This window comes from Ruegeria sp. YKSF57 (genome assembly GCF_059612585.1).
Map to the genome: position 1 here is coordinate 1 of NZ_JBXWQW010000008.1, position 21363 is coordinate 21363.

Sequence of the window (21363 nt, forward strand, 5' to 3'; positions counted from 1 at the left end):
CTGCGCTACGCTACGCCGGGCATCCCGGGCTGCGCCGCGCGGATCTCTCGGTTCGTGGTTGGCTGACCCTCTACCGCGCCAATATCGAGGTCGAGAGCGCCTACCGGCAGGATGCGATCTCGAGTGCAGGCGCAATTGGCCTTGGTCAATTGATGCCCGCGACCGCGCGCGATCTCCGCGTTGACCCGCGTGACCCTCAACAAAACCTCGACGGCTCCGCCCGATACCTCGCGATGATGCTGGAGACGTTCGGCGATCCGCGTCTTGCCCTCGCTGCCTACAACGCCGGCCCGGATTCGGTCCGCCAGTATGGCGGCATTCCCCCCTACCGAGAAACCCAGAACCACGTGGCCCGTGTCATGGCCGTCGTCGCCCGATTGGAAGGATCAAATTCATGAGACAGATCTCACACCTATTCGTCGCCTCACTGGCGATCTTCCTGCTCCTTGCCGAACCGGCCCTCGCACAAAGCATCGATCTCTCACCGATTCAGAGCCTGTTGCAGGGCATCGTCGATGCGTTAACCGGCCCGCTTGGTGTGGTGATCGCCACGCTTGCCGTGCTGGGCGTTTTCTTGAGCTGGTTCTTCAATATCATCGATCTGCGTCAGGCGCTCTGGGTCCTCGTCGGGATCGCTGGTGTTGCGGCCGCTCCCACCATCGTCGCCGCGGTTTTCGCCGGTGGCTGAGCGCTCGCCTCTCTTTCTGGGCCTCGTGCGCCCGCCGAAGCTTCTGGGCCTGCCCATCATGTACGCGATGGTCTGGCTTTTCGGCTCGGTGCTCTTGTTCGTCTGGGTCCAGCACATTGCGGTGCTGGGCGTAGCCGCCCTGCTCTACCCGGTTCTCTGGAAGGCCGCGGACTGGGATCCGCGTTTCATCGACGTGATGATGACGGCGCTGCAAGAGACGCCGCCCACGCGGAACCGCTCCATCCACGGCGGGGACAGCTATGCCCCGTGAAGCCGCGCTTGATCTCCGCACGATGACGCCGGAGTGGTATGCGCGCGAGACCCGCCTCGCGCACATGCTGCCCTATGTGAGCCTCGTCGATCACCAGACCGTGCGGACCCGGGTCAACGAGCTTTTCCAGTGCATCCGGCTCGACGGGGTCAATAGCTATACGACCGATGACGCCTATCTCGACAAGGTGACCGCGCTCTTTGCCCGGATCATTGCGCAATTGGGGCCGGAGTTCAGCTATTACGTCCATAAGGTCTCGAAGGCGATCACGCCGGACCTCGAGCCGCTGCGCGAGGACAGTTTCGCGGGAGAAGTCGACCGGCTCTGGCGCAAGAAGCTAGAGACCAGCGGGCTGCGCGACAAGACGCTCACCCTTACGATCATCCATCGCCCGCCTCCAAAAAGCGTCCTGCCATTCCTGAACCGCAGCGCGCCGGATCGCCTCAAGGAAGCGACCGAGAAGCGCCTTCGCCGATTGGGCGAGGCCGTGAACGTGTTCCTGTCTGGCCTGACGGAGCTTAACCCACGTGTGCTTTCGGCCAAGTCCGGCGAGTTGATTGGCTTCCTAGGGGCCCTCAACACTGGCCAGGAACTGCCGCTCTATCCGGCGAACACCTATGGCTTCCTGTCCTTCAACGTCGCCAACACGCGAGTGACGTTTCAAGGCGATCACTTCGAACTCTCCGAAGGCGTCGTGGGACACCGCTACGGCAAGAGTTTCACCATCGGGGAATACTCGGAAGGCACCTCCTGCACCATGTTCGACATGCTGAACCTGCCGGTCGACATGATCGTCACGCATTCCTTCACGCCGATCAATTCGAACCTCATGGCGGGCCGGATCAAGCGCCAGAAGCGCCAGATGCAGGCCAGCCAGGACGCGGCCCTCTCGCTCATGGAAGCCCTCGATATCGCTGCCGATGATCTGGAGGCCAAGCGGCAGAGCTTCGGCGAGCACCACATGGTCGTGACGATTTTCTGCGATACGTTGGACGAATTGCAGACTCTTAGCGCCGAGATCGTAAACGCCGCCGCCGCCGAAGGTGTTAAGATGATCGGTGAGCGCGTCGCTGCCAAGGCGCATTACCTCAGCCAGCATCCCGGAAACCAGCCAAAACGGGTGCGCGCAAGCGCCGTCACCAATCGCAACTTCGCGGATTTCGCGGCGTTCCATCGGACCCAACTCGGCAAGCCGGCAGGGAAAACACCCTGGGGCAAGGTCATCACCTATCTGCCCACACCCGAACAAAGCGCCTACCGGTTTTCCTATCACGAACAGGGTAGCCCCGAAAAAGAACCGACCAGCGGGCATACGCTCATCATGGGACGGCCCGGGTCTGGCAAATCGGTGCTGTCGGCATTCCTCATGACACAGGCCCGTCGAGCAGGGGCGCGGATCTTCGTCTTCGATTACCGTCTCGGTATGGAGATGGCGGTCCGCGCAAATGGCGGGCGCTATGCATCTTTGAAAGCAGGGCAGCCCACGGGCCTTAACCCACTCTGGACCGAAACCGATAGTCGCGGCACAGCATGGCTGTCGGACTGGCTCGCCACCCTACTCTATCGTTCCGACAAGCCGCTGACGCCGGCGCAGACCAACCGCATCCAGGAAGTCGTCCGCCAGAACGCACAAGCCACGAACCCGGCCCTGCGCAACTGGCGGGATTTCGCATCGCTCTTTGTGTCCACCGATGATGGCGGCGATCTGCACCAGCGCCTGCTCGAGTGGACCGAAGAGGGCCGCTACGGCTGGATTTTCGGACAGACGCTGGAAGACACCTTCTCGCTGAAGGGCGATGTGGTTGGCTTCGATCTGACCGGCATTCTCGACAGCGAGGCCGAGAAGGAACGCATGGCGGTCCTCTCCTATCTCTTCCGCCGGGTTGAGCGCGAGATCGAGGATCGCCGCCCCACCATCATCGTCATCGACGAGGCCTGGAAGGCGCTCGATAACGCGTATTTCGCCGAGCGGCTGTCGAACTGGCTCGTGACCGCGCGCAAGCAGAACACCGTTGCGGTGATGATGACGCAATACGCCAGCCAGCTCGAGCGCACCCGAACCGGCAAGACCATCGTCGAAGCGGTGCCCACACAAATCCTGCTTCCGAACATCCGCGCCCATGCCGCCGATTACGCGATGCTGAACCTCTATGAGAAGGAACTCGATGTGCTTCTCAACACCGGCAGCGACAGCCGCCTTGCGCTCATCCGCGACGACCAGGGCTCGATCGTCGTCGATGCCGATCTGAGCGCCCTCGGGCCCAATCTCACCATCCTCGGCGGCATGGAAAAAGGCGAGGCGCTTGTCGGCGCCGATTACCGCAACCGCCCGGACTTCTGGAGGCTTTCATGATCCGTATCTTGTTATTGCTTGCCGCCCTCGGCGCTTTGGCCTCCTGCGCCCAGTATCAGGAACCGCAGGCCAATTGCTTCACCTTCCTCGCCTCAACGGCCCCCGTCGCGCCGGATTGCACTTTCACGCCCCTCGGCGCACCGGAGGACGACATTGAAGTCTAGCCTGCCCCATATCTTGGCCCTTTGCCTGCTGCCCGGTCTCGCCTCGCCCCAAGGCGTGCCGACCAATGACAGTGGGCTGACCGCGCGCGATATCGTCGAGACCGGCGATCGCGAGGCCGACTTGGCCGTTCAGGCGGACAAGCTTGCCGTGCGCGAACTCATCGCCGAGATCGAACGGGAGCAGCTGGAAACACTGCAGCGCATCCTCGATGCCCAGACCAGCTTTGGCGGTCAGGGCCTGCCGGCCATGGTCTCCCGGCTGGAAAGTGGCAGCGGCGACCCGAACCGTTCCGTCGAGGCCGTCTATGGCAATGCCGAAATCGATCCCAATCCCGGCGGCGCGCAGATGTTCGGGGATGCGGCAGAAAATATCGAGCAGCTCATCATCCGCGTCGCTCAGGAGACCAGCGGGTTTGCCGGTGTTGGCCGCGCTGGTCTCTCCCCGGTTCAATGGCGGGCTCTGCTGCAGGCTCTTATCTGGCAGGAAAGCCGCTTCACTATCGGTGCCCGTTCACCCGTCGGCGCCTTCGGTCTCACCCAGATCATGCCTGGCACCGCCAGCGATCTCGGTATCAATCCGGAATACTATGACAGCCCCTACCTACAGGTGCATGGCGGCGCGCGCTATCTCGCGGCCCAGCTCAACACCTTCGACGGCAATATCATCAATGCACTCGCCGCCTATAACGCCGGACCAGGCCGCGTGTTCGAATATGGGGGCGTGCCGCCTTTCGCCGAGACACTGCATTACGTTCAGGTCATCCCCGAACGCTATAATCTGTACCTGAGCCGTATCGGCGGGATCGAAGCGCTCGGCACGATTGATCCGGCGTTACTGGCCAATGCCAACCTCTCGATCACCGGGCATGGGGCCGCCTTTTATGGTAACAACTCCCCCGCCGCGATCCGACAGGCCGCCCTGCGCATTGCGGATATCGTCGAGCAGATTTCCGAGACGGAAGATGTTCAAGAAAGCATCGCGCTCAACACCTATGCCCGCGCTGAACTCGTGCGTCTCGTCGCCGCGCGCATCCGGCTACAGGCGGCGCGGACCCGCGTGCTCTCCGCCGAAGAGTTGGCCCAGGCCAGCGCTCGCATGGCCGAGGGCGCGTTCATGGAATTCACGATCAGGGAGATAGACCGATGAGAGATTTGCTCGTGAGAACGGCCTTGGCCACGACGCTTGGGATCGGTTTGCATGTCGGCACCCTGTCCCCTGCCCAGGCGCAAGGTGTGCCCGTCGTCGACACTCAGAACATCGCGCAAAACATCCAGCAGCTCCGGCAGATGATCGAAGACGAGATCCTGCAAAACGAGCAGCTGACGCAGCTCCGTGAACAGCTTGCCACTCTCACGGACCAACTCGCGGAGCTGCAACGCACCTATGAAGCCCTCACCCGCCTCGCCGAACTGCCGGAAATCATCCGCACCGAGATGGAGGACGAGCTGAACGGCTTGCTCGATCAGGAGTTCGGCGACATCCTTGCGACGATCGAAGCCATCAAGACCGGAGACTTCTCTGGCCTCTCTGGTTCCAGCGCGGGCGAGATTGAAACACAGATGGACCGGGTGCTGGCCGATCTCGGCTTTGACGAGGACACCCTCTCGAAAATGGCCACGAGCGGCAATCCCGGAGCCAATCGCGTGGCAACCCAAGCCACAACCGGCGCACTCGTCTCGGCCGCCGCCCAGAACAGCTATGAGGACGCCGGCCAGTCGCTGGAACGTGTCGACCGGCTGGTCGGGCTGATCGATGACATGGACGAACTCAAGGAAAGCATCGATCTCAACACGCGCGTCACGGCGGAACTCGCGATCGCGCTTGTCGCTATGTGGCAGCTCGAAGCGGTGCAGACCGTGGGCGATGGCACCGGTGGCGTGATCGATGCTGCCACCATTGCCGAAGAGCAGCGCTTCATGGACTTCACGCTGCCGGATCTGCGCGCAGATTGATTGTGGAGGCATGAGTGGTGGCGACTGAACATGAAATCATCGAGGAAGAGCTGGTCTATGGCGCGCTGCGCCGCGAACGGCTCTGGCAGCGCCTTGGTCTCATCGGGCTCATCTTTGGCATTCTCGGATGCCTGAGCGCGGCGGCTGTCGCGATCCTCGATGTAGATCCGCCACCTGTGGTCGTGCCCTATGATCCCGCCACCGGCTTTGCCCTGCCGGAGGCCTCGGTGGGCGCGACATCGGTCACAGCCAACCAGGCGATCATCGAGGCGGAGGTGTTCCGCTATGTGGCCGACCGGGAGGTCTATAACCAGCTCGACAACGATCTGCGCATCCGCAGCGTCTTGCGCCGCTCGGATGGTACTGCCGAGAGCGGGCTGCGCCAGATCTGGAACAGCGCCAATGAGAACTACCCGCCGACAGTTTATGGCCCCAATGCCCGGCTTGATGTGGAAATCCTCAGCATCAACCGGATCGGTACGAACCGCGCCACCGTGCGCCTGCGCAAGCGCCTGACCTCCATCAACGGCGTCCAGACAGGCCTTTTCACCGCCACGCTTCTCTTCGAGTTCAGCCCCGAAACCCGTCGCTCCATCGATGAGGTCTGGACCAACCCCTTCGGCTTCACGGTCCTCGAGTATTCCATCCGCTCCGACAGATTGGAGAACTGACGTTGTTGTTCACAAGATCGCTTGTTTTTGTCATTGCCCTGTTGCCCGGCCTTGCCTCCGCCGAAGCCATCCCGCGCGGTGGACCCAATGACAACCGTGTGCGGCTGGCAACCTATCAGGAGAGCCAGGTCTATCGCCTCAATGTCTCGCTCACGCATGTGACCACCATCGAGTTCGGCGAAGGCGAGAGCATCCGTTCGATCATCGCCGGCGACACGGAAGGCTTCGAGATTGACGGCGTGCCCGGCGGTCAGGCCTTCGCGATCAAGCCGGTGGCGCGCGGTGTCCATACAAACGTTACCATCTACACGAACAGGCGGAGCTACTATTTCAACGTCCAGGAGGTCCGCAGCCCAACCTTCTACGTGGTGCAGTTCCGCTATCCGGACGACAATGCGCGCCCGACCCGGGCCATCGCCGCCCAAGCACCAAACTACAATTACGGTGCCAGCGCGCGGACCGAGTTCACGCCAACCCGCATCTGGGATGACGGGACGTTCACGTATTTCGAATTTCCGCAGAACGCGCCGGTGCCTGCGATCTTCCGCTACGCGAATGGCCGAGAACGGACGGTCAACACACAAGCTACCGAGGACGGCGTGATCCGGGTTTCCGGGGTGAACAGTCAATGGGTGCTGCGGATCGGTGACGAGGTGGTTTGCATCGAGGCAACGCCGCCTGCGGGGGTGGGATCATGAGCGACACTGGAAACGCGGAACTTGAGAAACGCCTCGCTGCTCTCGAGCAAGGCAAAGGCGCAGCATCGCCCCCTACCCCTCGGCGCTCGCCACTGCTCGCATTGGCCGTTGTCCTCGTGATAGCCGCTGGCGGCTCCCTACTCTATCACCTGTCCCAACCCGAGGAAGAGGAAGCCCTGCCCACAGCGACACCGGACGTGTTCCAGAACGAAGGCGACGGGTTCGGCGCCATCGAGACCTTGCCCCCGCCCGAGCCCGAGGTTGTGTTCGTCGGACCAGACCCCGTCGAGCCCAACGCGGAGCTTCTGGCGCAGATCACCGCCCTGCAGGCTCAGATCGAGGAGTTGCGCAACGCCCCCGAACCGGTCGTCGAGGAAGACACCGCCGCCGCAGAGGCGATCGACGCGCTGACCGCTCAGATCGCTGCGCTACAAGCCGCCTCGGAAGCCGCACAGCAACGATTCCAGGACGAACTGACGGCGCGGGATCGCGGCCTTGAGCAACTCCGCATGGATCTGGAACTGGCCCAACTCGAGGCCAGCCGACCCCAAGCCGCGCCAGCGGGCCCCACGGAAGATGAGCTGCGCGCACGCGAGCAAGAGCGACTGCGCCGGGAGGAAGAAGGCCGGCGCATGGCCGAACTGGAGCGCCGCGCCGCGGAGGAACGCGCCTTCCAGGAGCGGCGCATCGCCTCGCCCACCATCGCGTTTGGCGGCACGTCCGGAGCGAATGAAACGGCTCTGACCGAACGCACTTTTGGCGAGGTGACGGATTTCGTGCTGAACGGTGCGTTGCCCTCCACCGTGACGCAGGCCGAGGTGATCGCCAATCCCTCCAACACGATTCTACAGGGCACCATGATCCAGGCCGTCATGGAAACTGCCCTTGACAGCTCCCTGCCCGGCCAGACCCGTGCCGTGGTGTCCGAGGATGTCTACAGCGTCGATGGCGTGCGCCTCTTGATCCCCCGCGGATCCCGTCTCGTCGGGCGCTACCGCACTGGCGTCGATATCGCGCAGCGCCGCGTCACGATCGCCTGGGACCGGATCATCCTGCCCGACAACCAGACCGTCCAGATCAGCTCCTTCGGAGGTGATGAACTGGGCCGTTCTGGCGTCACCGGTTTCGTGGACACACGCTTCGCCGAGCGTTTCGGGTCGGCCGCCCTGATCTCGCTGATCTCCGCAGCACCCAGTGCCGCCGCCTCCGAAGCCCAGGATGAGACTGCCGCCGAGGCTCTCGAAGACGTTGGCGATGATCTGGCAGATGCCACGGACAGCGTCATCGGCGATTACCTCTCCATCGGCCCCGTCATCTATGTCGACCAGGGCGCCCGCGTCACGGTCATGGTCGACCGCGATCTGGAGATATTCTGAGCCCATGTCGCTGAGCTATCTCGAAACCTCGCTCGACCGGATCAACGCCGCCGCTCGCGACGATGTCATCGAGATCTGCATCAACCCTGATGGCACCTGTTGGGGCGAATTCCAGGGCGATCATTTCATGCGCGCGCTGGACCAGAGGCTGACCGGCGTTCAGGTCAGGGACCTCGGCAACCAGATCGCCTCATCCGCAAATACCACGATGAGCAAGGACCGCCCCATCGTCTCGGTTTCGATCACCTACAAGGGGCGCCCGATCCGCGCACAGGTCATCACCCCGCCCGCCGTGCTCTCGGCCATGTCGATCAGCCTGCGGTTCTTCTCAAGCCTGCCACTCGAGGGCATTGCGCTCGATTTCCTCTACGGAAAAGAGCGCAAGCTCGAAGACCTGCGCGTCGAAAAAAAGCGCGCCTTGCGCGCCGTGGTGGCCGCGGGTTTGATCGATGATGCGCTGGCCTTCTGCGTCGAGAACAAACTCAACATGATCGTCTCGGGTGGCACCTCCACCGGCAAGACCGTCGCCGCGCGCAAGATCCTCTCTCACGTACCGGCCGAGGAACGCATCGTGACCATCGAAGAAGCGGCCGAGCTTCTTCCGACCCAGCCAAATGCCGTGACCCTCATCGCCAATCGCGACGCGGAATTCCAGACCGCCGATGTGCTTCTCACCGCCACGCTGCGCATGCGCCCCGACCGGATCATCCTGGGCGAGGTGCGCGGCAAGGAGGCCATGACCTTCCTCGAGGCGATCAACACCGGCCATGGCGGCTCCATGACCACGCTCCATGCCGAAACCCCGCAATTGGCCGTGCAGCGCCTCGCGATCGCAGCACTAAAGACCGAGATCCCGATGACCTATGCCGACATGATCCAGTACATCGAGAATTCCATCGACGTGATCATCCAGGCCGGTCGGCATGACGGCAAACGCGGCATCACGGAATTCTACCTCCCCGGCGCAACCGAGATTGGAACTTCCCCATGAAGACGTTTGAATACAATATCCTGTCCTTTCCCATGACCCGTAAGACCAGCCTCTCCGACATGCAGGCCAGCCTGAACGAGAAGGGCGCAGACGGGTGGGAGGTGGTGTCGATCAGCACTTCGGAATTCGCCAATATCGGGCACACCGTTTTCCTGAAGCGCGAAACCACACCCGCTGGAGCCACGGCATGAGGCATGCGGGCTGTACCCTCGTACTGACCGCGCTGGTTTTGGGCCTGACGCCGGCACCCGGCTTCGCTGAGCGCAATCTCGTGCCGACCCTCGATCGCAGTTTCGACGTCTGTCCGGACCGGCCCGCTGAACCCGTGTGGATGCAGGAGATCCCCCGGCGCCAAGCCTATCAGCGGGTTCTGGTTCAGGACATCTATCGCGCCCAGAATCTCGAGCGGGTCGTCGAGATCGGCAACTGCGACTGCGCGACCCGGTTCCCGTCCTGGGACGCGGCCGAGGCCGTGTTTCATGAGCGCCACGCGAGCGACGAACGATGGGAGATGCTCGAAGCCTCGGATAGCTACAACCGCCGCGCCAACGCCGCCCGAACTGCCGCCAAGGCCATCTGCGACGCCGCAGGCAATTGGTAAGGCAGCGCCGCGATGAGTGTCATCACCTACTTCGTTGAAACCTCCCAAGCATATCTCGACACCGCTGCTGAGACCCAGTTTGGTGCGGTTGCGGCAACGGTCGGCACGCTCCTGGTTTTGGGAACAACGCTGGTGGTGATCCTCGTTGGCATCAACATGATCTATCAATATCGGGCCATGGATGGGCACACAGCCTTCTGGCTCGCGGTCAAGATCGGGCTCATCGGGATATTCGCGACCAATTGGATGCAGTTCAACGCCTTCTCGTCTGCCATTCTCTATGGGATCGACAGTATCGCGGGCGCGCTCGTGGCCTCCGTCGGCGGCGGCAGCCCGGGGCCTTCTGGAACTTTCGCTGAAGAATTCGACCGGCTGATCGCCGAGCTCGGCGATTACCTGAATGCCGCCGGGTCCGAGCTGAACTGGATGGCTGGCGCCATGCTCGACATCGTCGGTGTGCTTCTGCTCTCGATCCTCGGCGGACTGGCCGCTTTCATCCTCGTGGCCTCCCGACTGATGATCGCGCTTCTGATCGGGATTGCCCCGGTGATGATTTTCCTGACCCTCTTCGAGGTGACCAAGGATTATTTCGCGCGCTGGTTATCCGCACTCATCTCCTTCGCGATCTACCCTATCGTGATCGCAGGGGTCTTCGCGACCATCACCGGGGTGGCCTCGGCTCTCATCGGGGAGTTGGGTGATCCGGAAGGGGCTTCCAACATCGGCGCGCTCATACCCTTCTTTATGATGGTGCTCATGGCCAAAGGGTTCATAATCGCAACACCCTTCATCGTCCGCGCGATCTCCGGCAACATCATGATGCCTGCCCTCTCCGGAGGCCTTGGTGGCGGATACAGCTTCGCTCGCGCAGCGATAGGCAGCCAGCAAGCCTACAACCGCTATCTGATCGGCGGTGCGAGCGGCGCAGAATACGCAGCCCTCAGGGCGCGGCAGTTCTTTGGCGTGCAGCAGATGCCTGCAAGGCAAGGCATGGGGCAGACGAGTTCCGCAGGCGGCACAGGGTCCGCAGACTCAGGGTCAAAAATGTTGGCGCAGCTGGCGAGATTGGGACGGCTTGGACGACGGTGACGTGTCTAATGGCCACAACGTGTGAGAAACTACTATTTTGCTGCACTTGCACCAATGTCCGGTTCATAACGCTTTGCGATCCTTGAATTCGAATTGCACACGATTTGCACATTCTCACTGGTTATAGGCCTGATTTCGTAGGACTGTCTGACCGTTCCTCCAGAAGAAATCCGAGAGCTCCCTACAAACAGAGGTTTGACAGGCGACTGTTGAAGGGGATAGGTCTGGCGTCGAACCTTCTCCACATTGAGACGCCACATCCGCCAGGCATCACGGTGGCTCCGACCGCCAAGACCCCTTGATGTGAGCCCGAACGAGATCGAAGGCGGGGCCCGCAGGCTCATGTCTTAGCCTTTTTCTTCTGGCTCGGTGCAACTTCCAGACTGCTCGTCTCGGTCGATACGAAGGCGGTCTTCTCGGCTCTGTCCGAGGCCTTCGCTCTTTTGAGCCTGAAGAGGACGTAGCTCGTGTAGCTCACCATCAGAAAAGTGAGCAGCCAACTCGCGGCTTCGTCTCCGAATGCAGCCGAAACCAGGCTCGCCAGCAGGGGTCCGGCGACGGCGCCCATTGTCCAGACGAACAGCAAGGTGACTGTGGTCGACGCAACGTAAACTGGAACTGTGCGATCCATGGCATGAGCAACAAGCAAAGAGTATGCAGTAAGAAGTGCGCCTCCGAGGACAAAGAGCAAGCCAAGAAGCACCAATTGCAGGTTAGTCCCCAAGACGGCCCTGTAACCCGAGCCGTCTCCGGAACCGGCGATTGAAAGGTACAACAACACGGCAGATGCCACGCAGCCGTTCGCTACGATTATCCTGCGTCGATCGTAGAAGTCTGACGCCCATCCCAACGGATACATGAAAACGATGCGACCCAGATAAAGAGCCCCTATGGCCAGCGCGATCTCCTCGGCGTCGATACCTTGGGTGGCCGCTCGATAGGGACCAACATTGAGAAGAGTGGTTGCGACCATGCCGACCGTGAACGAACCGAGCCAGGCGGTCGGGGAATCCCGGAACACCGCCTTGAGACGAACCGAGGCATCAGCGTGCGCCGATGGCGGATCAGTCCGGGCGGCTGTCAGAATGACGATCGCAAGGCAGTACAGTAACGAAACCACCACAAACGCGACATTGATATCGTCGGGAAGGACAGGGATCATGATCTGGCTGCCGACGGAAAGGGCGCCGAGCAGCATTGCATAGATGGCCAGCAAGCGCCCTCGGCTGTTTCCATCCGCCGATTGGCTGACCCAGGCGTCTCCGATGGCGAATAGCGCAGCCGTCGCAAGGCCAGTGGTGAATCGCACGCCAAGCAGAACCGGAACGAATTCGGTCAAGGCGAAGATCAATGCCGACGCTATGCAGATCGCCGCGCCGGCAGCGAACGATCGGATGTGGCCGATCCGTGTGATCCACTTGGACGTACGAAAACAGCCGACCAGGAAGCCGAGCGAGTAGAATGCCGGCGCGAGCGCCGCAGCTTCCTGAGAGGCGCCGGACTCTGCGAAGTCGAGGGCCACAAGCGTTCCGGACGCTGCCGTGACCAACTGGATCGAGGCCATCGCGGCGAAAAGCGCGCGAAGTGTGAGCAGTTGCTTATTGATTACTCTCATCGAGATCAGGCGCCGCTGCTTCGTCCGTAGATTCGGACCGTTGCGCTGCCACCCGTCGGAATGCGCTTGTAGATGATCTTCACGGTCCGAATGCCGCGCACCAGGCCGGGCAGGAGCATCTTGCGGGTCCGGCTTCCGGCCGCAATGATCGACCGGACACGAAGCTCGGATGTTTCCCCGTTGGTGAACGTCACCTCTATGCTTTCGATGAAGATCGGCTTGTCTACGGCTTCGACAACAAGGCCCGTAAAGAGCCCTTTTGCCAACGTGACCGGAACAATGCTGAAATTCTTGATAAGGTTGACCCTGCTCTCTCCAAGCAGGATCCAACCCTCCCCCAACGACGAATCTGCGCGAGCCGCCAATGGAAAAGCCAAGACAAGTGCAATAAATCCGCGGCGATGGATTTTCGCCGGAGAACCGAGACTGTTGATGGGTGTCTGAGTCATTCCTCTATCCCTTCGAGCTGGCTCATCTCTTGAGGTTCTGCATCACCGTCTTGCATTCAGCAAGTATCGAACTGTGCCACGCGCCGGTTGGAATGGTCCTGATCCCTGCGATCAGAAACGCTGGCCCAATGTGACGTAAAGGAAATCCTCTTGGTCGTCGTTTCGCGCGCAGTCGGTCGCATAATCGAGGCCGAATTTCCGGGACATCCGAACGCGCAATCCGACGCCGGCGGCAAAGCCGCCGCTGTCACGGTCTTGGGGTTCGGTGGAGAGTTCGATCCTGCACAGCGCAGGATCGACCCTCCACCTGATCCGTGGCTGTTGTCGCCCCGGTTAATCGAAGACAGTTCCGGAGAGCGAGAATTCGTCGACCGCCCCGTCGGACCGAATGAAGATCCGGTGGATGAATCGCACGTAGTTGAGTTCGCCAGACGGATCTTCGAGCAATTCGCCCTATGCAGCGTCACTCGCAGCACGGGATCACGCGCGGGTCGTAGGCCGGTTGCGAGTTCGGCACGCCGCCACCGAAGTCCTGCGGAACAGCGTAGAAGGCCTGTGTCCATGCATCGACGTCCAGTGGCTCGAACAAGCTTTCCTGCGGCTCGTTGCGGATCGGCTGGCCTGGGTTCACGCCGCGCAGCACCTCGCCGCTATCGACCACCACCACGCCGTTGACGATCACGAAGGGAATGCCGGAGGACGGCAGATTGCCCTGTGCGTAGGTGGCGTTGTCGCTCACCGTCTCCGGGTCGAAAATCGTGATGTCGGCGATCATGTCCTCCTGCATCCGCCCGCGCTCCTGCATCGCCTTCAGCCCCGTAAGACCGAGCGGGCGCGCCGAGTTCCAGCTGAGCTGGGCGACGCTCTGCATCAGGGGGATGCCGTTCTCGCGCCCCATGCGCAACGTCCGCGCGCAGCTGCCGGCCCCGCGTGGGTGGCTGTTGGGCAGATCCTCGAAGGGCGTATCCCATGTGATGCTGTCGTCGAGGATCGGCATTCCGTCTGACGCGATCGCCACGTCAGGCAGCCGCAGCCAGTCGAGGATGGCGCTCTCAGGCATCTTGTAGGCCAGCACCAGCCGCGCGGGCTCACGCGCCATCATCTCCGTGCGGCTCTCCTGCGTGTACCACTCCCCGGTCAGCGCATCCTGGATGGTCTCCTCGTACTTGTAGCCGAGTTGATCTACCCAGATCTCCGGTTCGAGGAAGACGGCGTTCAGCGCCGTCGAGCCCGCCGCGTAGGGGTAGAGCTCGCCCCACATGTTGTGGCCTTGCGCGCGCATCCGCACCAGCAGCTCGTGCACGAGGTTGTAACCGGGGTTGTTGAAGTGACAGGCGATGGCGGGCGCGCCGAGCGCGGCGGCGTTGGCCAGCATCTCCTGGATACCGTTCGCTTCGCTCGTGTCCGTGCCGGGCGTGTAGCGGAAGTGGAAGGCGCAGGGCCTTCCATAAGCCGCGGCGATGCGCTGGATCTCGAAGACCTCGCGTGCCGATGCGCCGTCGCGCATGTAGCCGAGCGTCGAGCCGATGCCGACCGCGCCCGCGGCGAGACCTGTATCGAGCACGCGCAGGATCTCGTTGCCCTTCTCGAGGTCCGGGCGGGTATGGGACCAGCCAGACTTGTCCGAGCCGCGATGGTTCATGGCCTCGGGCGCATCGATCGTCGTGATGCCGTCGAGCACCAAGGTACGCGCGAACTCGTGGCAGCTGGCGCAGCCGTAGTTGATCTGGTTGGTCCCGGCGCGCTCTGCGTACCAGTCATCCACCATCGTCCCGAGCGTCCCGATCTCGAGGTCCATAACCGTCGTTCGCCCGTCGAGCAGTGCGAGCTTGTTGCCCATGGGCCGGGGCCAGTGAAAATGCGTGTCGATGAAGCCGGGCGCAACGACATGGCCGCCGGCGTCAATCTGGCGGCCACCCTCGAGCGGTTCGACTGTGATAGCGGCGATCCGACCTGCGCGCACGCCGACATTTGCGACCTGGTCAAACCCGGTCTCGGGGTCCATCACCCGCCCGCCAAGGATCACGAGGTCGAATGGCTCCCTCGTCTGCGCCAAGGCTCTACCGGCGGACCCAATGGCGGCCGCACCCGCGGCAACACCAAGGTTGAACTCCCTGCGGGTGATCTCGTTCTCGCTCATGTTGTTCTCTCCTCCCCATTTCGGTTGTGCGATGCTGACGGCGACGCCACGCGCCGCAGTCAGGTTCTTTAGGTTTAGTTGCTGCATTGGACGCCTCATGGTGTCGATGCAGCGGGTTCGGTGGAGGCTTCGATCTGCACTGTGCAGGATCGACCCTCCACCTGATCCGTGGCTGGGATCGCCCCGGTTATTCGAAGACCGATCCGGAGAGGTCGAATTCATCGACGGCCCCTTCGCCCCGAATGAAGATCCGGTGGTTGAAGCGCACGTAGTTGAGTTCGCCGGAAGGATCTTCGAGCAATTCGCCAATAGCGCCCTCGTTCGGGCCTTCGGTGATTATAAAATAGCCATCAGCCGTGTTGGCCACATTGGCCGGCGCGGGATCCGATCCGCTTGTCAATGCGGAGAACTGCACAAACACATATTTGTCGCCCTCTTTGCGGATCTCGATGTTTTGGGAATTACCCTTGAAGACGCCGACGAAGGGTTCGAGCACAGCCGGATCAACACCCGCTGCGACAGGAGAGTCGGCCTCGATTCCCGTGAAGGCTTTGACCATTGCATTCGCAACTTTTTTGTAGGCCTCGGATCCGCGATCGCTGTGGACCAAAACCACCACGGCAAATTCGCGATCCGGGATCAGCTGCAGAAAGGAACGCGTGCCGGGCCAATTCCCGCCGTGGCTGGGGCTGGTGACCCCGTCGTAATCGTGGATGAACCATGTCAACCCGGTAAAGTCGCCGGCCGCAGCCTCCACTGCCGGAGCGTGGGCATAGTCCAGCGCTTCTTTGGACAGCAGCTGGTCCCCGGCGGCGTCCTTGCCGTCCAGCTGAAAGCGGGCGTATTTCAGCATGTCGTTAATCGTCGACCGGAGCGCGCCGGAGGCTGCGGACTCTCTGATCAACGGAATGTAGTACGGCTTGAGATCGCTGATGTTACCTTCGCCATAGATCGGCGGGTGACCCCATGCGTAGTTTTCCGCCGGCGGGGTGGGGTCGTAGTTAAAGGATGACGACTCCATGCCGAGTGGAGCCAACAGGTTCTCATCGATCAGGGTCTCGATCGGCTCTCCGCCGGCATGCGACACCACATGGGTGGCGAAGGTGATACTAGTGTTGTTGTACATCCAGGTTTGGTCGAACGGATAGATCTGCTCGACGTAAGACGCCTGGAGCATGACCTTCTCGCTGATCGATCCACCCGGAGGAACACGAAGGAACCCATGGTCGCCATACCAGCCAGCGCGATGGTGGAACAGGTCAACGACCCGGGCTTTCGCCGTTGCGTCCGGATCCGCGACCCTGAACCAAGGCAGGAGGTCGACGACACGCGCGTTCAAATCCAGCTCGCCCCGTTCGGACAGCTGCAGGGCCACCGTCGACAGGAAGGTTTTGGTCACCGAGCCAATTTGAAATTGCGTATCAGGGGTAACGGCCTCGTCGGTGCCTACCTTGGTGATGCCGAGGCCGGCGCTGTAGGTGTTGGGCCCATGGATGACCCCGACACCAAGCCCCGGGATGTTCATTTCCTTGATCAGCTCAGCAGTTTCGGCGAGGACCGCATCAAAGGTCGCCTGGCCCTCTTCCTGTGTCATGGCCTGCTGTGCGAGTGCCGGTGTGACGCACAGTAGCGACGAAACAAGCAGAGCAGGTAGTGGTTTCATTAGGTTCTTCACCGGGTTTTTCCTTTGCATTGGATGTTTCACTGGATTTCTTCTGACGGGATAACGAAGGCTCTTCCCAGAGAATTCTGTCTTCGCCGGGCAGGATCGCGCTGGCAGAGTCTGCACGGCGAAGTTTCCCCGTTTACTGCTTCGCCATTTGCCCGACGTGGAAGTAGTCGAACAGAGACCGGGCGACCTCGGCAATTGCCCGATCCCTGTCCGCCTCGGATGTCTCGCTGCTCTTGGTGAATACGGCGATTGCAAACCGACGACCGTCGGGGAGCGTGATATAGCCGACGTCGTTGGCCACGCCCCCGATGGTTCCGGTCTTGTTCGCCACGGGCGTTCCACGGGGCAGCAGGCCCTTGAGCCGGCCAGCGCCGGTGCGCGTGCGCGACATGACGTCAATCAGGAAGTCGCGGCTATCTGCGCTTGTCGCCGCGCCGCTGTCGATGGCAAGCAGGAGTTGCAGCATCGCAAGCGGCGTTGCTTGGTCGCGCGGATCCGCCTCGAAGTCCAGATTGCGGTCACCCATGATCGTCATGAGCTCCGGTCGGGTCACAAAGGCCTCAGTGGCGACTTTCATCGTGGCCGGTCCCGGCAGGCCATAGAAATCCCCGATGATCTCGCCAGTCGTCCGATCGACCCTGATGCCGGTGATCCCGAGCTTGCGCAGATATTCGGTCACTGCCGCGGGTCCGCCGGCCAGTCCCATCGAGATGTCGGTCGCCGTGTTGTCGCTCTCCGTGATCATGATCTCGATCAGGTTCGCCACCGAAAGCTGGAGCCCGGGGTGCACGAATGTGTCGCTCAGCGCCGCATCCCCGATCATCATCATGTCGGGTGTGACGTCGACCATCTGCTCGAGGCTGAGTTCCCCCCTGTCCACGCGATCCAGTACGGCAGCCGCGATCGCAACCTTGTAGGTGCTGGCCATGACAAAGGCCTCATCGCCATTGAAAGCGATGACGTCGTCGCCGCCGATTTCCTGTGCCGCGAAGCCGATGCGCCCGGCAAGTTTCGCCGCGACCCGCTCGATCGCGGCTCCAACGGACTGTCCGTCCGCTGTCTGGGCGTATGCCGGGCCGAAGGTCGCCGCCGAGACTGTCATCAGCCCGGCAATAAGTATTGCTACCAAAAGGGGTTTTTTGGGTTTTCCGGTGTTTTTCCTCGACATTTTCAGGCTCCAATGCTTTCCGAGATCGCCAGGGCCGCGTGGCCATCGCCCGAGTCTCATGGTTTACGGCTTGTTGATTAACATGACCGAGCCGCAACCTATTTGCAGCTCATGCCACCTTTGTCATAAACTTGTGCCACAAGGTTAACCTCAGGACGTTGAGGGAGCAGCAAGAATGAGCAAGAAATCTAGCCCGAGATTCACGCGCGGGATGTTGATTTTGCCCCCGTTCGCAAAGGCCTTCACCTTGCGGGGCGGCGATATTGAAGCGCTCCTGGTCCGAAACGGCATTCCCGTCGGCACGCTGACCGACCCTGCGATGCTGGTTGACGCGTCTGCCTGTTATTCCGCGATAGAGGATATGGCGGACACTCTCGGCGATCCGTATTTTGGCGCAAAGGTGGCAATCGAAACAGCGAGGAAAGGAACGCCCGCGTTCCGGGACTCAGCGACCCATGCTCTCAATTTGGGAGACTTTCTGTCCCGACTGGTGGTGGAAGTCTCAAAGCAGGTAGATAACGTGCGGTACTCCGTTTCCATCACACCCGGCATTGTAAACTTCGACATTCACCGCACAGTGAAGGTTACCAAGCCGTCAAAACAGTTGGATGCAGTCGGCGTCGCACTTTATGTGACTTTGATAAAGAAAGGGATCGGAGAAGCCTTCGACCCAAAAGATATTCTTATCACTGTACCGACTACCCAGGGGCTTCTGCCGGGTTTTCTTCCGAAACAGGCGCTCGTGACATCCCAGATCGACGGAATGCGGATTTCATTTCCGCCGCACTGGCTTTGGGCACCATTCTCGCTGGACTGGGACTTGGTGACGACGTCACGAGGGGAGTTTACCACAGATGGCGCCAGCGAAGCGACCCTTTCCTATCTTCGCGGCATTCTGAGGGACAACATCGCCTATCAGGATCTGACACTAAACGATTTTGCCTCGATCTGCCGCCAGCATCCACGACGGATCCAGCGCATATTGTGGGCACAGGGCACCTCTTACAGTCAGATGAAGGACGACGTGCGCCAGAGCATTACCAAAGACCTCTTGTCGAACACGACACTGCCGATCACGGAAATCACCTTGCAAGTTGGCCTCTCAGGCCCCGCCGCCCTGGATCGGGCATTCAGGCGGTGGACCGGTATGACGCCGACACAATTCAGGGCAGAATCGAAGCCCGAACAGGTTTAATCTGCCCCCGCAAAAATCCCTCACGGTGATGTATGTTAAGTGCACCTGAAGGAGCAGACGAATGCGGAAGAGCCGTTTCTGGCGTTATGACTACAACACGGTCAGACCGCAATCATCGCTGGGCAACCAGACACCGCTGTAAGTGTGCCGGACGCTTGAGCAATCTGAAGTCTTTGCGCCCGGCGCTTGCGCAAGACGGGCAACCCGTATACCCAGACCCAACTTGCAGACCTTCATTATCACTGAGGGACCAGTGGGCGGGAGGTCGCGTCGCGTGTTTACGCTCAACCTATAAACTGGGGAGAAATCTTCCGTTGTTTTTTGGCGTAGATGAGGTGAAGTTCAAGGCCTTTCTTCTATTGATCGTCACAAGTTTTGCGATTGTCGGCTGCGGTCAGGCGGAACGTGGTATGATCGGCCTGGCAGCCGAGCCTCAGGATGGTGATGCGGTCAAAGGTCTCAGAAAACACGAGATCTTCATCCTGACGTCACGTGCTCCGGAAAGTGATCCAACCATTTTGTTTTCGGGAAAACGATCGTCCGAAATTGGGTTGGCGAAACTGACGGTCAGTGTGCCCCCGAACCACACACCCGGCAAGATAGAGATACCCCGCGCCGGCATCCCACGTCCAGCGGAACATTTCACCGCAACTGATCCAGCAATCTTTGCGTCCGAAAGCGATTTCGTCTCCGCCTTGCAGGCGGAATTGAACCGGCGCTCTGTCCATAACCGAAACGTTTTGGTCTTTGTGCATGGCTACAACACAACCTTGTCAGAAGCAGTTCTTCGGATGGGTCAATTCGTCGAGGATTCCGGCTTTGAGGGCGTTCCAGTTTTGTTCAGCTGGGCCTCCGGTGGCCATTTGTTGGACTACGTTTATGACATGAACAGCGTCCTGATCGCGCGGGACGACCTGTTGCTCGGTGCTAATCTCATTTCGAAAACCAACGCAAAGGCCGTTGATGTCCTATCGCATTCCATGGGCAATCTGCTCACGGTCGAAGCAATGCGACAGGCAAAGCTTAACGGCACCTTGAATCGGACAGGTCGGCTTCGTCATGTCATTTTGGCGGCACCCGACATTGACGCCGATCTGTTCCGGCAGCAGCTGGCACCGTTTGCCGACAATGAACGGCAGTTTTACATTCTTATCTCTCGCGACGACCGGGCTTTGAGTTTTTCCCGGCTTCTTGCGCGAGGCGTGCCGCGGGTCGGCAATGATGACGTTGAAGATCTGGCAGAACTTGGCGTGATAGTCTTAGATCTGTCTGAGGTCCACGCGGAGGGTTCAAGCCACTCAAGGTTCGCAAGCTCGCCCGAGATAGTGCAGTTGATTGGCAAGAGACTGAGCATCGATGGCGTGGGATCTAGGAACGATTCGGAGTCGCTGCTGTCATCGGTGCTGAGGCTGCCAATTACAGTCACCGCAGCGACGTTGGCTCAGTGACCAAAGCAAGTTCTGTGCCTGAATAATGAAACCTTGGGGCACTCTGCGTCGATTCTTAAGCACAAGGATTGCGATATAGCATCTTCCAACGTAAGAACCTGAATTCGTGCTTGTTTAGTCATTGGACATCACCAGGGAGCACGCGACCAAGACAAAAGAGCGATTTCACTCTCCGTCTTTTGCCAACATGACGTCGCTTATTTCGAAAACGCGCGTGTTGCCACAGATCACGATGACGGACCGCAGGCGCGAGGCTGGTGCATCTGCTGTCATTGAAACCGTCTGGGTATCCAGCACCTGTGCAACCATTCCGTCCGGCGGTGTCGCGGAAATCACCGCGAAGACCGTTGGCACTGCAGAACGATCTGCCTTTCCGATTTTCAAGTCGACAGTATATCCTGGTGTGGGCAGCGTGAGATCGCCGCTCACGAAAAGGAGGGGCGATGCCCCATCATGCGGAGCCGGGGTGAGCTTTACGACCCAGTTGCTGCTTTCGATCACAGGGCAATCATCGGTTGGCGTCGAGGAAGACATTTCGCGCTCGCTCTGGGCTTGATCCGACTGGATTTGCGCGTTGCACGCGGTCGTGGCAAGCATCGGTAAAACCGCCAGACAGAGGACCAAAGCTTTCGATTGTGTCATGACTGGATCCTCCTGAAGTTAAACCCGTTTCACCGCCGCTTTTGCGTCGCCCGACATCAAGAGCTGCTGATTCGCAGCAACTTATGACGTCGTTGTAGTACAGTTATGTTCACACCACGCCCCCCGAATGCCTTTGGAACGGCAAAGAATGTATAGATCCAAGCCACGACTAACAGCGG

22 protein-coding genes and 1 pseudogene are annotated in these 21363 nt (G+C 60.6%); 17 read left to right on the plus strand and 6 right to left on the minus strand.

Going from position 1 to position 21363, the window contains the following annotated elements; translation table 11 throughout:
* From AC2FLX_RS04805 to AC2FLX_RS04870, 14 genes are all read left to right on the plus strand, one after another.
* The coding region (locus AC2FLX_RS04805) for a lytic transglycosylase domain-containing protein (RefSeq protein WP_496875385.1) at positions 1-398 on the plus strand (398 nt) is incomplete at its 5' end.
* Positions 395-688 carry a TrbC/VirB2 family protein gene (locus AC2FLX_RS04810; protein WP_496807580.1) on the plus strand — a complete coding sequence of 98 codons (294 nt, stop codon included), beginning with the start codon at positions 395-397 and terminating at the stop codon, positions 686-688. The genes AC2FLX_RS04805 and AC2FLX_RS04810, both read left to right, overlap by 4 nt.
* Positions 681-959, plus strand: coding sequence for a VirB3 family type IV secretion system protein (locus AC2FLX_RS04815; RefSeq protein ID WP_008327373.1), 279 nt, complete (start codon positions 681-683; stop codon positions 957-959). The genes AC2FLX_RS04810 and AC2FLX_RS04815 overlap by 8 nt, the downstream gene beginning before the upstream one ends.
* A complete protein-coding gene (locus AC2FLX_RS04820; RefSeq protein WP_496807581.1) occupies positions 949-3312 on the plus strand; it encodes a VirB4 family type IV secretion/conjugal transfer ATPase in 2364 nt (787 codons plus the stop codon). The genes AC2FLX_RS04815 and AC2FLX_RS04820 overlap by 11 nt, the downstream gene beginning before the upstream one ends.
* On the plus strand, positions 3309-3476 hold the full coding sequence (locus tag AC2FLX_RS04825; RefSeq protein ID WP_496807582.1) for a hypothetical protein: 168 nt from the start codon (positions 3309-3311) through the stop codon (positions 3474-3476). Before AC2FLX_RS04820 ends, AC2FLX_RS04825 begins: the two co-directional genes overlap by 4 nt.
* A complete protein-coding gene (locus AC2FLX_RS04830) occupies positions 3466-4623 on the plus strand; it encodes a lytic transglycosylase domain-containing protein (protein ID WP_496807583.1) in 1158 nt (385 codons plus the stop codon). The genes AC2FLX_RS04825 and AC2FLX_RS04830 overlap by 11 nt, the downstream gene beginning before the upstream one ends.
* Positions 4620-5429 (plus strand): type IV secretion system protein, encoded by an 810-nt coding sequence (locus AC2FLX_RS04835; protein WP_496807584.1) that lies wholly within the window; start codon positions 4620-4622, stop codon positions 5427-5429. Before AC2FLX_RS04830 ends, AC2FLX_RS04835 begins: the two co-directional genes overlap by 4 nt.
* Before the next feature lie 17 nt (positions 5430-5446).
* Positions 5447-6100 carry a VirB8 family type IV secretion system protein gene (locus AC2FLX_RS04840; protein WP_496807620.1) on the plus strand — a complete coding sequence of 218 codons (654 nt, stop codon included), beginning with the start codon at positions 5447-5449 and terminating at the stop codon, positions 6098-6100.
* Between the two features lie 2 nt (positions 6101-6102).
* The gene (locus AC2FLX_RS04845) at positions 6103-6798 is read left to right on the plus strand and encodes a TrbG/VirB9 family P-type conjugative transfer protein (RefSeq protein WP_496807585.1); all 696 of its coding nucleotides are present in this window, start codon (positions 6103-6105) and stop codon (positions 6796-6798) included.
* Positions 6795-8174 (plus strand): TraB/TrbI/VirB10 family type IV secretion system protein, encoded by a 1380-nt coding sequence (locus AC2FLX_RS04850; RefSeq protein ID WP_496807621.1) that lies wholly within the window; start codon positions 6795-6797, stop codon positions 8172-8174. The genes AC2FLX_RS04845 and AC2FLX_RS04850 overlap by 4 nt, the downstream gene beginning before the upstream one ends.
* A 4-nt stretch (positions 8175-8178) precedes the next feature.
* Positions 8179-9165 (plus strand): ATPase, T2SS/T4P/T4SS family, encoded by a 987-nt coding sequence (locus tag AC2FLX_RS04855; RefSeq protein WP_138578398.1) that lies wholly within the window; start codon positions 8179-8181, stop codon positions 9163-9165.
* Positions 9162-9356, plus strand: coding sequence for a DUF4177 domain-containing protein (locus AC2FLX_RS04860; RefSeq protein ID WP_012187154.1), 195 nt, complete (start codon positions 9162-9164; stop codon positions 9354-9356). The genes AC2FLX_RS04855 and AC2FLX_RS04860 overlap by 4 nt, the downstream gene beginning before the upstream one ends.
* Positions 9353-9766, plus strand: coding sequence for a hypothetical protein (locus AC2FLX_RS04865; RefSeq protein ID WP_496807586.1), 414 nt, complete (start codon positions 9353-9355; stop codon positions 9764-9766). The genes AC2FLX_RS04860 and AC2FLX_RS04865 overlap by 4 nt, the downstream gene beginning before the upstream one ends.
* 12 nt (positions 9767-9778) lie before the next feature.
* Positions 9779-10855, plus strand: a complete 1077-nt coding sequence (locus tag AC2FLX_RS04870) for a TrbL/VirB6 family protein (RefSeq protein ID WP_496807587.1) — start codon at positions 9779-9781, stop codon at positions 10853-10855.
* A 340-nt stretch (positions 10856-11195) separates the two neighbouring features.
* Here the strand turns inward: AC2FLX_RS04870 and AC2FLX_RS04875 are convergent, their stop codons facing one another.
* From AC2FLX_RS04875 to bla, 5 genes are all read right to left on the minus strand, one after another.
* A complete protein-coding gene (locus AC2FLX_RS04875) occupies positions 11196-12470 on the minus strand; it encodes an MFS transporter (protein ID WP_496807588.1) in 1275 nt (424 codons plus the stop codon).
* Positions 12471-12475: 5 nt separating this feature from the next.
* Positions 12476-12919 (minus strand): DUF2541 family protein, encoded by a 444-nt coding sequence (locus AC2FLX_RS04880; RefSeq protein WP_496807589.1) that lies wholly within the window; start codon positions 12917-12919, stop codon positions 12476-12478.
* Positions 12920-13382: 463 nt separating this feature from the next.
* Positions 13383-15146, minus strand: a complete 1764-nt coding sequence (locus tag AC2FLX_RS04885; protein WP_496807590.1) for an amidohydrolase family protein — start codon at positions 15144-15146, stop codon at positions 13383-13385.
* Positions 15147-15246: 100 nt separating this feature from the next.
* Positions 15247-16752 (minus strand): serine hydrolase domain-containing protein, encoded by a 1506-nt coding sequence (locus AC2FLX_RS04890; RefSeq protein ID WP_496875386.1) that lies wholly within the window; start codon positions 16750-16752, stop codon positions 15247-15249.
* A gap of 112 nt (positions 16753-16864) precedes the next feature.
* Complete coding sequence (gene bla, locus AC2FLX_RS04895) at positions 16865-17899, minus strand: class A beta-lactamase (protein WP_274837731.1); 1035 nt, start codon at positions 17897-17899, stop codon at positions 16865-16867.
* 175 nt (positions 17900-18074) lie between these two features.
* Between bla and AC2FLX_RS04900 the strand changes: the two genes are divergently transcribed.
* The 3 genes and pseudogenes from AC2FLX_RS04900 (at position 18075) to AC2FLX_RS04910 (ending at position 20542) form a co-directional block, all read left to right on the plus strand.
* Positions 18075-19094 (plus strand): AraC family transcriptional regulator, encoded by a 1020-nt coding sequence (locus AC2FLX_RS04900; protein ID WP_274837732.1) that lies wholly within the window; start codon positions 18075-18077, stop codon positions 19092-19094.
* A gap of 64 nt (positions 19095-19158) precedes the next feature.
* Positions 19159-19333: pseudogene (locus tag AC2FLX_RS04905) on the plus strand (IS3 family transposase); the annotation flags it as partial.
* Between the two features lie 171 nt (positions 19334-19504).
* The gene (locus AC2FLX_RS04910; RefSeq protein ID WP_496807622.1) at positions 19505-20542 is read left to right on the plus strand and encodes an alpha/beta hydrolase; all 1038 of its coding nucleotides are present in this window, start codon (positions 19505-19507) and stop codon (positions 20540-20542) included.
* Positions 20543-20707: 165 nt separating this feature from the next.
* Here AC2FLX_RS04910 and AC2FLX_RS04915 read toward each other — a convergent pair whose 3' ends face one another.
* Positions 20708-21184: a hypothetical protein gene (locus AC2FLX_RS04915; RefSeq protein WP_496807592.1), complete on the minus strand. Its 477-nt coding sequence runs from the start codon at positions 21182-21184 to the stop codon at positions 20708-20710.
* Between the last annotated feature and the right edge of the window lie 179 nt (positions 21185-21363).